Origin of the sequence: Nonomuraea maritima, from assembly GCF_900100395.1 — a bacterium.
In the GTDB taxonomy this organism is placed as follows: domain Bacteria; phylum Actinomycetota; class Actinomycetes; order Streptosporangiales; family Streptosporangiaceae; genus Nonomuraea; species Nonomuraea maritima.
Genome location: NZ_FNFB01000001.1, coordinates 568,797 through 583,445, shown reverse-complemented (window position 1 = coordinate 583,445; position 14,649 = coordinate 568,797). Strand labels below are relative to the sequence as shown.

The 14,649-nt window shown below is 72.3% G+C and carries 12 protein-coding genes; 11 read left to right on the top strand and 1 reads right to left on the bottom strand.

The window, feature by feature from the left end:
- The 11 genes from BLR04_RS02765 to BLR04_RS02715 all read left to right on the top strand — a co-directional run bounded on the left by BLR04_RS02765 (position 1) and on the right by BLR04_RS02715 (position 14,124).
- Entirely contained in the window at positions 1–534 is a 534-nt protein-coding gene (locus BLR04_RS02765) for a methylated-DNA--[protein]-cysteine S-methyltransferase (protein ID WP_090759154.1), read from the top strand.
- A gap of 12 nt (positions 535–546) precedes the next feature.
- Positions 547–1,452 carry a tRNA (adenosine(37)-N6)-dimethylallyltransferase MiaA gene (gene miaA / locus BLR04_RS02760; RefSeq protein WP_090759152.1) on the top strand — a complete coding sequence of 302 codons (906 nt, stop codon included), beginning with the start codon at positions 547–549 and terminating at the stop codon, positions 1,450–1,452.
- 9 nt (positions 1,453–1,461) lie between these two features.
- Complete coding sequence (gene dapF / locus BLR04_RS02755) at positions 1,462–2,274, top strand: diaminopimelate epimerase (RefSeq protein ID WP_090759150.1); 813 nt, start codon at positions 1,462–1,464, stop codon at positions 2,272–2,274.
- 51 nt (positions 2,275–2,325) lie between these two features.
- A complete protein-coding gene (locus tag BLR04_RS02750; protein ID WP_245739974.1) occupies positions 2,326–3,081 on the top strand; it encodes an SCO6745 family protein in 756 nt (251 codons plus the stop codon).
- Complete coding sequence (locus tag BLR04_RS02745; protein WP_090759148.1) at positions 3,065–5,377, top strand: hypothetical protein; 2,313 nt, start codon at positions 3,065–3,067, stop codon at positions 5,375–5,377. Before BLR04_RS02750 ends, BLR04_RS02745 begins: the two co-directional genes overlap by 17 nt.
- Position 5,378: 1 nt before the next feature.
- Complete coding sequence (locus tag BLR04_RS02740; protein WP_090759146.1) at positions 5,379–6,137, top strand: SDR family NAD(P)-dependent oxidoreductase; 759 nt, start codon at positions 5,379–5,381, stop codon at positions 6,135–6,137.
- A gap of 232 nt (positions 6,138–6,369) precedes the next feature.
- Positions 6,370–8,820, top strand: a complete 2,451-nt coding sequence (locus BLR04_RS02735; RefSeq protein ID WP_090759144.1) for a GcvT family protein — start codon at positions 6,370–6,372, stop codon at positions 8,818–8,820.
- A complete protein-coding gene (locus tag BLR04_RS02730; protein WP_090759142.1) occupies positions 8,817–10,019 on the top strand; it encodes a sarcosine oxidase subunit beta family protein in 1,203 nt (400 codons plus the stop codon). Before BLR04_RS02735 ends, BLR04_RS02730 begins: the two co-directional genes overlap by 4 nt.
- The gene (locus BLR04_RS02725; protein ID WP_090759140.1) at positions 10,019–10,261 is read left to right on the top strand and encodes a sarcosine oxidase subunit delta; all 243 of its coding nucleotides are present in this window, start codon (positions 10,019–10,021) and stop codon (positions 10,259–10,261) included. Before BLR04_RS02730 ends, BLR04_RS02725 begins: the two co-directional genes overlap by 1 nt.
- Positions 10,258–13,389 (top strand): 2Fe-2S iron-sulfur cluster-binding protein, encoded by a 3,132-nt coding sequence (locus tag BLR04_RS02720; protein WP_090759138.1) that lies wholly within the window; start codon positions 10,258–10,260, stop codon positions 13,387–13,389. The genes BLR04_RS02725 and BLR04_RS02720 overlap by 4 nt, the downstream gene beginning before the upstream one ends.
- 63 nt (positions 13,390–13,452) lie before the next feature.
- Entirely contained in the window at positions 13,453–14,124 is a 672-nt protein-coding gene (locus tag BLR04_RS02715) for an HNH endonuclease family protein (protein ID WP_245739973.1), read from the top strand.
- 55 nt (positions 14,125–14,179) lie between these two features.
- Here the strand turns inward: BLR04_RS02715 and BLR04_RS02710 are convergent, their stop codons facing one another.
- Positions 14,180–14,563, bottom strand: coding sequence for a PepSY domain-containing protein (locus BLR04_RS02710; RefSeq protein ID WP_090759137.1), 384 nt, complete (start codon positions 14,561–14,563; stop codon positions 14,180–14,182).
- Between the last annotated feature and the right edge of the window lie 86 nt (positions 14,564–14,649).

The following is a 14,649-nucleotide window of genomic DNA, read 5'->3' as shown; positions in this document are numbered from 1 at the left end:
ATGGCTCCCCTGGACGACAACCCGCAGGGCACCGTCGCGTACGCCGAGGTGGCGACGCCGGTCGGGCCGTTCACGCTGGCGGTCACGGAGGCCGGGATCGTCGCGTCGGGCTGGGGTTCGAAAGAGCGGCAGGTCGATCGCCTGGGCCTGGCTGAGGTCCATGACACGGATCGTACGGCTTGCGCCGTGGCTGAGCTGAATGCTTATTTCGCCGGAGAACTGAAGGAGTTCACGACACCGATCGACTGGCGGCTGATGTCAGGTACGCGGCTGCGTGTGCTGCAGGCGCTCCACCGCGTCCCGTACGGCACCGCGGTGACGTACGGCGAGCTGGCGCGGCTGAGCGGCACCGGCGTGCCCGCCCGCGGCATCGGCTCGATCATGGGCTCCAACCCGATCCCGATCATCGTGCCGTGTCACCGCGTGGTGGCGGGCAGCGGTCTGGGCGGGTTCAGCGGCGGGGAGGGCGTCGAGACGAAGCGCCGGCTGCTCACCCACGAGGGCTATCTGCAACCGACACTGCTCGACCTCTAGCAGACTTGGGGTGTGCGCCAGCAGCCAGTCATCGCCGTCGTGGGTCCCACGGCGGCCGGGAAGTCCGATCTCGCCGTCGACATCGCCCTGCGTCTGGGCGGTGAGTGCGTCAACGCCGACTCCATGCAGCTCTACCGCGGCATGGACGTCGGCACGGCCAAGCTCACCCCCGCCGAGATGCGCGGCGTCCCCCACCACCTGTTCGACATCTGGGACGTGACGGTCACCGCCAGCGTGGCCGAGTACCAGAAGCTCGCCAGGGCCGTCATCGACGCGGTCGACGTGCCCGTCCTGGTCGGCGGCAGCGGCCTGTACGTGCGGGCGGCCATCGACGACCTGGAGTTCCCCGGCACCGACCCCGAGATCAGGGCCCGCCTGGAGGCCGAGCTGGCCCGCACCGGCCCCGGCCCCTTGTTCGAGCGCCTGCGCGAGCGCGACCCGGCCGCCGCCGCCGTCATCCTGCCGAGCAACGGGCGGCGCATCGTCCGGGCGCTGGAGGTGATCGAGCTGTCGGGGCGGCCGTTCACGGCCACCATGCCGACGTACGAGGCCGTCTACCCGAGCGTCCAGATCGGGCTGGAGGTGCCGAGACCCGAGCTGGACGACCGCATCGCCCTGCGCGTCGAGCGCATGTGGGCGGCAGGCCTGGTCGACGAGGTGCGGGCGCTCCTCGATCGGGGGCTGGCCGAGGGCCGCACGGCCGGCAGGGCCCTCGGGTACGCGCAGGTCATCCGCTTCCTGCAGGGGGAGTGGAGCGAGGAGCAGGCGTTCGAGGAGACGGTGCGCCTGACGCGGCGCTTCGCCCGCCGCCAGGAGTCGTGGTTCCGCAGGGACCCTCGGGTGTGCTGGTTGCCGTACGACGCCCCGGACCTTCTGGAGAGATCCCTCGCGCAAATCTCCGGACACCCTTGTGGATAAACTCGTAAAATGCGCTTTCTCAAGGGGCACGGCACCGAGAACGACTTCGTCATCCTGCCTGATCCCGACGGGGTGGTCGACGTCTCGGCCGCGCTTGTCGCCCAGATCTGTGACAGGAGAGCCGGTATCGGGGCCGACGGCGTGCTTCGGGTGGTGCGTACGAAGCAGAGCCCCGAGGTGGCCGAACAGGCCTCGGCGGCCGAGTGGTTCATGGACTACCGCAACTCCGACGGCAGCGTGGCCGAGATGTGCGGCAACGGGACGCGCGTCTTCGCGCGCTACCTGATCGACGCCGGGCTGGAGAACGCGACGGAGTTCGGGGTGGCGACGCGGGGCGGCGTGCGCCGGGTCCGCGTCGAGGACAACGGAGACATCGCCGTCGACATGGGCAAGCCCGTCGTGCTCGGCGAGAGCGTGGCGTACGTCGGCGGCGTCGAATATCCGGGCGTCCACGTCAACGTGGGCAACCCCCATCTGGCCTGCGCCATCGGCGATCCGGTCGCCCAGCTCGACCTCAACCACCAGCCGGGCTTCGACCCGGGTGTCTACCCGGCGGGCGTCAACATCGAGCTGTTCAACCCGGTCGGCACCAGCCGCGCCGTCATGCGGGTCTTCGAGCGCGGCTCGGGCGAGACCCGGTCCTGCGGCACGGGCGCGGTGGCCACGGCGGTCGCCGCCGCGAGGCTGTCGGGCGACACCCTCGGCACGTGGACGATCGAGGTGCTGGGCGGCACGCTGACCGTCACGCTCGACGAGGACACGAGCTACCTGGCCGGTCCTGCCGTCCTCGTGGCCCGCGGCGAACTGCTGCTTGCAGAATGATGTTCTGACGGGGGATGCTGGGCCCCACTTCTCGTACGCGAGGGAGCGGGCATGGCGGATCCACGGGACACCGCGGTGGCGGTCAAGGGTCCCATCGGGCGGTACGGCGGCGGGTTCATGATCTCGCGGGAGATCAAGGCCGTCTGCGACGAGCATGGACTCGGCGCCAAGGAGTTCTACTTCCGGGGCCGCTGCGGCGTCCTCGGCGAGTGCGACGCCGACGTGGTCGCCTCCGTCGCCGTCTTCTTCCCTCCTGACCACGTCAGGCGCAGCTGGGAGGGCGGCCGCAAGCTCCCCGTCGACCAGGCCGTCGAGCTGTACGCCGAGGCGTGCGGCGCGTGGGCCCGGCGCAAGCTCGGCGACCACGACGGCTGCGCCAGGATCGCCGAACTGCTCCAGCCGGTCGTCGAGCAGGCCTCGCCGGTCGGGGCGCCGCTGTTCGCCGGATGGCGGGCGGTCCCGCTGCCCGCCGACGCGCCCGGCCGCGCCGTCCAGCTCATGCATGTCGTACGCGAGCTGCGCGGCGGCCTGCACGCCAACGCCGTGATCGCCGCGGGCCTGCACCCGCTGGACGCGACGCTCGCCGCCGAGCACGACGCCACCCCGTTCGGGCAGACGACGGGCGAGCAGATCGCCCGGTTCTTCACCTGGCCGGAGCCTTACGCGAAGCCCGCTCCCGAGGTCGTGGCGCGCCGCGCCGAGGTGGAGGAGACCACCGACACCCTCATGGCCGAGGTGTTCTCCGTGCTCACCGACAGCGAATCGGACGAGCTGATAGAGCTTCTGCGTTTTGGGCACGCGCATTGACCTGGCAGACTGGCTGCCCATGGACGTGGACATCTGGGCCTGGGTCGGCGACACCCAGCAGCAGCTTTCCGAGGCGGGCAACGTGGGCCTCGCCATGGCGCTGGGAGACCTTCCCGCACAGGCTTACGAGGGCCGATACCCGCAGCTCGACGTGATGGCGCCGGCCATAGCGCAGCAGGCGGAGGCTCTGGAGCTGCCCTGGCTCGAGTTCTACGCCCGCTACTGGCACCTGGTCGGCCGCCTCGGCGACCGCGCCCAGGGCGCGGTGGCCGTCAACGACGCGGAGCAACTGCTGGCGTTCGCCCAGCGCGAAGACGTGCGTGACTGCCCGGCCGCCCCGGCGGCGATCGAGGCCCTCGCCGTCGCGTGGGCCAACACCGACGGTCCCGGCTACGCCGCCCAGCGCCTGGAGGCGCTCGGCCCGGCCATCGAGGCGACCAGCCCCGAGCACCCCGCCTTCGCCGGCCTCGTGACGCAGTACATCGCGGCCCTGATCGACGCGGGCCGGCCGGAGGAGGCCGTCACCTACGCCGAGTCCGCCGTCGAGCGGCTCGGGGTGGCCGGGCGCGAGCCCAGCTGGGAGCTCGGCGCCGAGCGCGCCCGCGGGCTGCTGCGCGCCGGGCGGACCGACGACGCGCTCGCCGCGCTGCAGGCCGCGGCCGACTTCAAGCCCGACGACCCGGTGGCCAAGCCCTACCGCGACGGCGTGCGCCGGGCCCTGATCCTCGCCACGCTCGGCCGCATCTCCGAGGCCGTCGACGCGCTGCCCGACCTCGACGTGGTCGGCGAGCACCCGCGCGTGTTCGTGGAGTGGACGCAGGCCGTGGCCAAGCTGGCCGACTCCGCGCAGATCACCAACACCTGGCAGCTCGGCCGCGTGGTGCGCCAGTGGATCGACTACTTCGGCATGATGGGCTGCTACCGCGCCCGCGTCGAGCTGGCGCTGGTCGCGGGTGACCTCGCCCTCGGCCGCCAGGGCGTGTGGCAGGCCCGGCTGCTGGCCGGCCTGGCCGAGTCCGGTACGGCCGAGCTGCGCGAGACCGATGACCTGGCCGAGCGCGTCACCGCGCTGCGGGCCGCCGCCGACGCCACCACCGAGCCCGCCTCCCCAGGTCCGGTGGAGGAGCGGGTCGGTCTCTTCGACGCCGCCGACGGCTTCAACGCCGACCCCGAGAAGTGGGTGGGCTGGCTCGCCCCGCTGTCAGGGAAAGACCTCGAGGCCACCCGCCGCCACACCACGACGCTCGGTTTCCTCGGCTTCCCGGCCGCCGGCGCCGACATCTACTGGAAGCTGCTGGTCGACACGGGCGACATCGCGACGGCAGATGCCGAGGACGTCGCCTACCTGACCACGCTGCTCATCGAGGCCCGCCAGGACGAGCGGCTGGAGCAGATGGCCGCGATGCTGCCGCACGCGGCCCAGCACGTCGCCCTCGCCCGCCTCTACAGCGCCCGCGAGCGCTGGCAGGAGGCCCTCGACGCCGCCGAGCACGCCGTCTCGGCCGGTGCCGGGGTCGAGTCCCGCCGCCTGCTGTCCGGGGCCGCGCAGCAGCTCGACCACAACGGCAGGGCCGCCGAGGTGCTGGCCGAGGTGCTTGACGAGCTGGCCGACGAGGACGTCTGGCGCATGATCGTCATGGCCACCTCGGCGGAAGACTGGGACCTCGTCCGCAAGGGCGCGGCCAAGCTGGGCATGCCGCTGAAGTCCAACGAAGGCCCGATCGAAGAGGAGATGGGCCTGATCCGGCTCGTCCTCCCGGCACCCGACGGCGGTCAGCGCCAGGTGCTGTCGATCCGCACCGGTCCCGCCACCGCCCGGCTCGCCCTGCCGCAGCCGCGCGGCATGGACTACAACGCGGGCGACCTGGTCGTGTTCGACCCGCAGCTGCTGGAGCCCGTCCCCGACGACCCGAAGGAGCAGCAGAACTTCGTGCCGCCGTTCGCGGCGGTGCGTATCCTGCGGCCGGGCGGCTACACCAGCTACTTCTTCGACGGCGCCGCGCCGAGCGAGGAGGACTGGGCCGAGTTCACCGAGGTCATGGCCGAGCGCGGCTGGCCGATGTGGGTCTACAGCGACGAGAACTACACGATCAACCACCCGAGCACCGGTGAGCCGCTGCCGGGTGTGTTCGGCTGGGTCGCGGTGCCGCCCAACGTGACGGCCGCCGAGGTCGACGCCCTGCTCGACGACGCCACCGAGCGCTGGTCGCACCCGCTGGCCTGGCTCGACCTGGCCCGCGAGATCGGCGTCGAGGTCGAGCGGCACGAGCGCATCGTGAAGGAATACGGGCTCTGAGGTGCTCGCGCGCTTCGGTCTCGACGGCAAGGTGGCCATCGTCACCGGAGCGTCCTCCGGGCTGGGCGTCGCCTTCGCCCGGGAGTTCGCCGAGGCGGGAGCCGACGTCGTGATCGGCGCCCGCCGCGCCGACCGGCTCGACGAGACCCGGCGGCTGGTCGAGGAGACCGGCCGCCGGTGCCTGCCGGTGCCCGCCGACGTGGCGCGGCCGGAAGACTGCGACGCGCTGGTGGCCGCCGCCGTCGAGGCTTTCGGGCAGGTCGACGTCCTGGTCAACAACGCCGGCATCGGTACGGCGGTGCCCGCGCTGCGCGAGACGCCCGAGGAGTTCCGCCGGGTCGTCGACGTCAACCTGCACGGCACCTACTGGATGGCGCAGGCGTGCGCCAGGGTGATGTCGCCCGGCTCCTCGATCGTCAACATCGGCAGCGTGCTCGCCGAGACCACGGCGGAGCTGCCGCAGGCCGCCTACACCGCCTCCAAGGCCGCCGTGTCCGGGCTCACGCGCGACCTGGCGCAGCAGTGGACGCTGCGGCGCGGCATCCGGGTCAACTGTCTGGAGCCCGGGTTCTTCGCCTCCGAGATGACCGATCAGTACAAGCCCGGCTATCTCGAGCGGATGACCGATGCCCGGGTGCCCATGAAGCGGCTCGGCGACCCGGCCGAGCTGGTGGCCGCCGCGGTCTTCCTGGCCAGTGACGCGGCGTCGTACATCACCGGGGTGACGCTGCCGGTCGATGGTGGCCTGCTCCTCACCTGAGCCGAGCCTGCCGCCCACTCACCGGAGCCCCCACCCCCCGCGAGCCTGAGCTCCACCCCCGGGTCTGAGCTCCGCCCCCCGGTCTGAGTTCCGCCTCCCCGCGCGCCTGATCCTCGCGGCAGGGTTCTCGTACGGCCGAATGTTGATCACTCTTGTTCCCGGGGTGTCCCGCGCTCTATGGTCGTTGCGTAGTCCGGTGCGCGTTGCGTATCAAGGAACAACCGGAGGCGCCATGAGTCGGCCCCGTTTGGTGATCGTTGGTGCGGGCATCGTCGGCTGCGCGTTGGCGGACGAGCTCACACAGCGGGGCTGGACAGACGTCACCGTCGTCGACCAGGGGCCGCTCTTCGCCGCGGGCGGGTCCAGCTCGCACGCGCCCGGCCTGGTCTTCCAGACGAACCCGTCGAAGACGATGACCGAGTTCGCCGCGTACACCGTGCGCAAGTACACCGACCTCGGCGACTCCTGCTTCCGTCAGGTCGGCGGCCTGGAGGTGGCCACCACCCCGGAACGGCTGACCGACCTGCACCGCAAGCTCGGCTGGGCCGAGTCGTGGGGCGTCGAGGCGAGTCTGCTCGACGGCGACGAGTGCGCGCGCCTGTGGCCGCTGCTCGACCGGGGCAAGGTGCTCGGCGGCCTTCACGTGCGCTCCGACGGCCTCGCCTCGGCGGTCACCTGCGGCGCGACGCAGGCGGAGCGGGCGATGGAGCGCGGGGCCAGGTTCCTGCCCGGCCATACGGTGGTGGGCATCGAGCAGCGCGGCGGGCGCGTCACCGGGGTCTCGGTCGTGACGTCCGAGGGGCACCGGACGATCCCGGCCGACGTGGTGGTGTGCGCGGCGGGCTTCTGGGGGCCCTCGATCGGCGCGATGGCCGGGCTCACCGTGCCGCTGCTGCCGCTGGCCCACCAGTACGCCATGACCGGGCCGCTGGCGCCCCAGCCGGAGGGCCCGATCCTGCGCCACCAGGACCGCGACCTGTACTTCCGCCGGCACGGCGACCACATCGGCATCGGCTCGTACGCCCACCGCCCCATGCCGGTCGGGCAGCACGAGATCGGCCCCAAGGGCACCACGATGCCGTCGGTGCAGGCGTTCACCGAGGAGGACTTCGAGCCGGCCTGGCGCGACGCCGTCGAGCTGCTGCCGGCCCTCGCCGAGTCCAAGTACGAGGACGGCATCAACGGTGTCTTCTCCTTCACCCCCGACGGCTTCCCGCTGATCGGCGAGGCTCCTGAGCTCGACGGGTTCTGGCTGGCCGAGGCCGTCTGGGTGACCCACTCGGCGGGCGTCGCCCGCGCGGTGGCCGAGGTGCTGGTGGACGGACGCTCCACGGTCGACCTGCACGAGTGCGAGCTCAGCAGGTTCGAGCAGGCGCAGCTGTCGCCGGCGTTCGTCGAGGAGCGGGGCAAGCAGAACTTCGTCGAGGTCTACGACATCATCCATCCGCTGCAGCCGATGGAGTCGCCGCGTCCGCTGCGGATCAGCCCGTTCCACGTCCGGCAGCGGGAGCTCGGCGCGAGCTTCCTGGAGTCGGCAGGATGGGAGCGTCCGCACTGGTTCGAGCGGAACGTCCCGCTGCTGGAGGACCTCGTACGCAGGCGCAGGGACGAGTACGCGGACGTCCCGGAGGAGGCCGCGGGGTTCGCCGCGGAGCCGCTGCTCGGGATGGCGCAGCGGGACGCGTGGGCGGGCCGCTACTGGTCGCCGGTCGCCGCGGCGGAGTCGTGGGCCACGAGGGAGCGGGTCGCGCTCTACGACATGACCCCGCTCAAGCGGATCGAGGTCAGCGGGCCGGGGGCGGCGGCGTTCCTGCAGCGGATGACGACGAACAACGTCGACAAGAAGCCCGGTTCGGTCACGTACACGCTGATGCTGGACATCGCGGGCGGCATCCGGTCCGACCTCACGGTGGCGCGGCTGGACGAGGAGACGTTCCAGGTCGGCGCGAACGGCAATCTCGACCTCGAGTGGCTGACCCGGCACGCGCCGGGTGGGGTGCGGGTGCGCGACCTGACGCCCGGCACCTGTTGCGTCGGCGTGTGGGGGCCGCAGGCCCGGGAGCTGGTGCAGGGGCTCACGGATCTCGACATGTCCCACGAAGGCTTCCGGTACTTCACCTGCAAACGCGGATATGTCGGGCATGTGCCGGTGCTCGCCATGCGGGTCTCGTACGTGGGTGAACTCGGCTGGGAGCTCTACACCACGGCCGACATGGGGCTCAAGCTCTGGGACACCCTCTGGGCCCCGGGGCTCGCGGTCGCCGGCGGGCGGGCCGCCTTCAACAGTCTGCGCCTGGAGAAGGGCTACCGGCTCTGGGGCGTCGACATGACGACCGAGCACAACCCGTACGAGGCGGGGCTGGGCTTCGCCGTCCGCGCCGACAAGGACTTCGTCGGGCGCGACGCCCTGAACGAGGACGTCACCCGCAAGCTGGTGCCGCTGCTGTCCACCGAGGTGGTCATGGGCAAGGAGCCGGTACGGCACGCGGGCCGCACGGTCGGCTACGTGACGAGCGCCGCCTACGGTCACACGATCCACCGCCCCGTCGCGTACGCGTGGCTGCCGATCGAGCTCACCGAACCCGGAACACACGTGGACATCTCCTACTTCGGCCGCCGCGTGCCCGCGGAGGTCGCCGCCGAGCCCCTGTACGACCCCGGGATGGAGAAGATCAGGCGTTGAGCCACCCCGACTTCCTCTGGCGCAACCCCGACCCGAGGCCCGCCTACGACGTGGTGATCGTCGGCGGCGGCGGGCACGGTCTGGCCACCGCGTACTACCTGGCCAAGAACCACGGCATCACGAACGTCGCCGTCCTGGAGCGCGGCTGGCTCGCGGGCGGCAACATGGCCCGCAACACCACGATCATCCGCTCCAACTACCTGTGGGACGAGAGCGCCGCCATCTACGAGCACTCACTCAAGCTGTGGGAGGGCCTGAGCGAGGAGCTCGACTACGACCTGCAGTTCAGCCAGCGTGGCGTGCTCAACCTCGCGCACAACCTGAGCGACGTGCGCGAGGGCCGGCGGCGGGTGAACGCCAACCAGCTCAACGGTGTCGACGCCGAATGGCTCGACCCCGACGAGGTGAAGAAGTTCTGCCCGATACTCAACGTCTCCGACCGGGCCCGCTACCCCGTCATGGGCGCCACCCTGCAGCGCCGCGCCGGCATCGCCAAGCACGACCACGTGGCCTGGGCCCTCGCCAGGGCGGCCGACGCGTACGGGGTCGACCTCATTCAGGGCTGCGAGGTCACCGGGTTCGAGATCACCGGCGGCCGGGTGACGGCGGTCGAGACCTCGCGCGGGCGTATCGCGGCGGGGAAGGTCGCGCTCGCCGCGGCCGGGCACACCTCCGTGCTCGCCGAGCGGGCCGGGATCCGGCTGCCGCTGCAGTCGCACCCGCTGCAGGCACTGGTGTCGGAGCTGCTGGAGCCGGTGCTCGACTGCGTGGTCATGTCGAACGCCGTCCACGTGTACGTCAGCCAGGCGCACAAGGGCGAGCTCGTCATGGGGGCGGGCATCGACGCGTACAACTCCTACGGGCAGCGGGGCGGTGTGCACGTGATCGAGGCCCAGATGGCGGCGGCGCTGGAGCTGTTCCCGATCTTCAGCCGGGTGCGCGTGCTGCGGACGTGGGCCGGCATCGTGGACGTCTCCCCGGACGCCTCGCCCGTCATCGGCCCCACCCCCGTCGAGGGCCTGTACGTCAACGCGGGCTGGGGCACCGGCGGCTTCAAGGCCACCCCGGGCTCCGGCTGGGTGTACGCCGACACGCTCGCCCACGACCGGCCGCATCCGCTGGCCGAACCGTTCGGGCTGGAGCGGTTCACCACAGGGGCGCTCATCGACGAGCACGGCGCGGCGGCGGTGGCGCACTGATGCTGCTCATCGAATGCCCGCACTGCGGCCCGCGCGACGAGAACGAGTTCCACTACGGCGGCCAGGCCGGGATCGCCTACCCCACCGGCGAGGTCACGGACGCGGAATGGGCCGCGTACGTGTTCCTGCGCGACAACCCCAAGGGCTGGTTCCGCGAGCGCTGGTTCCACGTGCACGGCTGCCGCACCTGGTTCGCCGCCGAGCGCCACACGGTCACCCACGAGATCAGGACTCTCCCATGAGATTCACCTTCGACGGCCGGGAGCTGCACGGCGAGCCCGGCGACACGCTGGCGGCCGCGTTGCTGCGCAACGGCGTGCGCGTGGTGGGCCACAGCGTCGACCTGGGCAGGCCGCGCGGCGTCTTCAGCGCCGGCTCCGAGGAGCCGAACGCCCTGGTGCGCGTGGGCGCCGACCCGATGCTCGCGGCCACCACCGTCGAGCTGTACGACGGGCTGGAGGCGTGGAGCCTGCGGGGCAAGGGCCGGGTCTCCCTCGACGACGTGGACGAGCGCCGCTGCGACAAGGGCTACCTGCACTGCGACGTGCTGGTGGTCGGCGGCGGACCCGCCGGGCTGGCCGCCGCGTCCGCGGCGGGGCGGGCGGGCGCTCGGGTGATCCTCGTGGACGAGCAGCCCAGGCTCGGCGGCGACCTGCTGAACAGCCGCCTGCTGCTGGACGGCGCCCCCGCGCTCGACTGGGTCGACGCGCTCGACCTGCCGGGCCGCGTGCTCACCCGCACGACCGCCGTCGGCTACTACGACCACAACTACGTGGTGGCGGTCGAGCGGCGCGAGCGCGGCGATCGGCTGTGGCACCTGCGCGCCCGCCGGGTCGTCCTGGCGACCGGGGCGCACGAGCGGTCGCTCGCCTTCCCCGGCAACGACCGGCCTGGCGTGATGCTGGCCTCGGCCGCCCGAACCTACGCCAACCGCTACGGTGTGCGGCCCGGCAGCCGCGCGGTCGTCCTCGCCTGCGCCGACTCCGGGTACGAGGCCGCCCGCGACCTGCGGGCCTCCGGCGTGGAGGTGGCCGCGATCGTCGACCCACGTCCCGAGGGTCTCGAACCGGGCACGCTGGCCGGCCACGTGGTAACCGGCACGACCGCCGACACCGAGGGCGTCCTCACCGGCGTGTTCGTACGTGATCTCGCCGGGCGGGACGACCGGCTCATCGAGGCCGACCTGCTGGCCGTGGCCGGCGGCTGGAACCCGGCCGTGCACCTGTTCAGCCAGTCGCAGGGACGCGTCACATTCGACGGGCACCTGCAGGCCTTCGTCCCCGACGTCCCGGCCCAGGCGCAGCGGTCCGCCGGGGCCTGCCGGGGCCTGTACGGCACCCGCGAGGCCATCGCCGACGGCCACGCCGCAGGAGCGGAGGCCGCCGCGCTCGCGCTCGGCACGACGGTCGCGGCGGACGGGTTCCGGGTGCCCGGGTGCGACGAGCCCGCCCTGCGGCCGCCCGCGGCGCTGTGGCACGTCGAGAGCACCTCGCCCGAGCCGGCCTTCGCCGACCTGCACCGCGACGTGACCGTGGCCGACCTCGCCCGCGCGACCGGCGCAGGGATGCGCTCGGTCGAGCACGTCAAGCGCTACACCACCGCAGGGACGGGCGCCGACCAGGGCAAGACGTCCGGCGCGGTGGTCGTCGGCGTCATGTCGGCCCTCCTCGGGGCCGTGCCCGGCCAGGTCGGCACCACCACGTTCCGGCCGCCGTACACGCCGGTGCCGTTCGCGACGCTCGCCGGACGCGACCGCGGCGCGCTGTCCGACCCCGTGCGGACGACCGCCATGCACGACTCCCACGTTGCCCGCGGGGCGGTGTTCGAGGACGTCGGCCAGTGGAAGCGTCCCCGCTACTTCCCGCTGGACGGCGAGTCGATGGAGGCCGCCGTGCTGCGCGAGTGCCGCGCGGCCCGCACGTCCGTGGCGGCCATGGACGCCTCGACCCTCGGCAAGATCGACATCAGGGGCGCCGACGCGGGCGAGTTCCTCGACCGCGTCTACACGAACATGTTCTCCACCCTCGCCGTCGGAGCCTGCCGGTACGGGCTGCTGTGCCGGGCTGACGGGATGGTCTTCGACGACGGCACGACCACGAGGCTCGCCGACGACCGCTACCTCATGACCACGACCACGGGCAACGCCGCCGCGGTGCTCGACTGGCTGGAGGAGTGGCGGCAGACGGAGTGGCCCGGCCTGGACGTGTCGTTCACGTCGGTGACCGACCACTGGGCGACCGTCGTCGTCGCGGGCCCCCGCGCCCGGCAGGTCGTCGCGGCCGTCGCGCCGGACGCGGTCGACCTGGCGTTCATGCGGTACGCACCCGCCGACGTGCTGGGCGTGCCCGGCCGGGTGTTCCGGATCAGCTTCTCCGGCGAGCTGGCCTACGAGGTCAACGTGCCGTGGGCGTACGGCAGGGCGCTGTGGGAGGCGGTGCTGGAGCTCGGCGGGGTGCCGTACGGGACGGAGACCATGCACGTGCTGCGGGCCGAGAAGGGGTTCGCGATCGTCGGCCAGGAGACCGACGGCACGGTCACCCCGCACGATCTCGGCATGTCCTGGATCGTCTCACCGCGCAAGCCCGACTTCGTGGGCAAACGTTCCTACTCCCGCCCCGACACCGCCCGGACGGACCGCAAGCGCCTGGTGGGCCTGCTGCCCGACGACCCCGCCTTCCTCGTGGAGGAGGGCGCACAGCTCGTGAACGCGGGCGGGCCGATGCTCGGGCACGTGACGTCCAGCTACGCCAGTGACGTGCTCGGGCGGACGTTCGCGCTCGCCCTGGCGCGCGAGGTCGCGCCCGGCGACCGGCTGACGGCGGTGTCCGGGGGAGCGGCGCACGGCGTCACCGTCGTGGACCCCGTCTTCTACGACAAGGAGAACGCCCGCCGCGACGGCGACCCGCTGGAGGGCGCGCCGCCTCCGTACGCGGGCGAGGTGCGCGCGGAGAGCCCGGCCGCCGCCTTCGCCGCCCGCTTCGAGCGGGCCGGCGGCCAGGCGGTGACGCTGCGGGAGGTGCCGTTCGAGCCGATGTGGGAGGTCCGGGGGGACGACCCAGGCGTGGGGCTGCGGCTCGGTCCGTCGTGGTGGCTCGTCACCGGCGACGCCACACCGCGACCCGGCTGGGTGGACGTCTCCGGCCAGCGCACGGTCCTGGAGCTGTCCGGGCCGTCGGCCGAGGACGTCCTGATCACCGGCTGCCCCCTCGACCTGCACCCGTCGGTCTTCCCCGGCCACGCGCAGACCCTGCTGGGCAGGACCTCGGTCGTCCTGGAACGCCGGGAGCCCGGCCGCTACCGGGTGTACGTCAGGTCGTCGTTCGCGCGGTACCTGGCGGAATGGCTGCTCGACGCGATCGACGCGTTGTAAGTCCTTTAGGTGGGCATTACCTAGACTTGACGGTCTCTGGTGCCGGGAAGTCTGGGAGTGGGCGTGCGGGTACGGGCGTACATGGCCGGTGTGGCCGCGGTGGCGATGCTGACCGGGTGTGGCGGGCTCGACCTTCAGTCCGGCGGCGCGCAGACCGCGGCCAAGCCCGACTCGGCCGCGGTCGCCGACGCCCGCGACAAGCTCGACGGGCTCGACGTCAAAGGGCGAGCCCCCAAGACCGGCTTCGACCGCGACGAGTTCGGCCCCGCCTGGGCCGACGTCGACCGCAACGGCTGCGACACCCGCAACGACATCCTCAAGCGAGACCTGGACGAGGAGACCTTCAAGCCGGGCACGCACGACTGCATCGTGCTGACCGGCACCCTGCAGGACCCGTACGGGGGCAAGACCATCGACTTCGAGCGCGGCCAGACCACCAGCTCGAAGGTGCAGATCGACCACCTGGTGCCGCTGTCGGACGCCTGGCAGAAGGGCGCGCAGCAGTGGTCGGCGGCCAAGCGCAAGGAGTTCGCCAACGACCCGCTCAACCTCCTGGCCGTGGACGGGCCGCTCAACGGCCAGAAGAGCGACTCCGACGCCGCCACCTGGCTGCCGCCGCGCAGGTCGTACTGGTGCGCGTACATCGCCCGCCAGGTCGACGTGAAGGCGAAGTACGGCGTCTGGGTCACCTCCGCCGAGAAGGACGCGATGCGACGCATCCTCGACGACTGCTGACGCGCTCGGCGCCGGCCCGCCATGAGGCGGCGGGCCGGCGGGGGCTCACGGAGGATCAGTCGTCGTCGTGGTCGTGGCCGCGATCGTCACGGTCGGCGCGGTGGGTCTCCTGCTTGACGACCCGGCCGGTGGCCGCGTCGATGTCGATCTCGTGCCGTTGCGTGCCCGCGGTCAGCTCGACCTCCCACACGTCGGGGCGGGTGCCCCGGCGGTCGAGGTCGAGCTCGCTGACCCAGGCGTTCCTTACCGTCCGCTGGGCGATCTCGATGGCCCGCACGGCCGAGACCCTGGGCTGCGGTCCGGCGAGGGTCGTCGTGAACGTGATGGTGCCGGGTGAGACGGCGGTGTCGGTCGTGGCGGCGGCATAGGCGGCGCTGCCGCCTCCGGCCAGCAGGACGATCCCGGCAGTGGCGAAGATGAGCTTCCTCGTGATCTGCATGCCCCCACGAAACCGCGACCCCCGGTAACCGCGCGCTAAGCGACGGTTAAGCCCCGCTCCCGGTCGCACTCAGAGGTGCGGGAAGT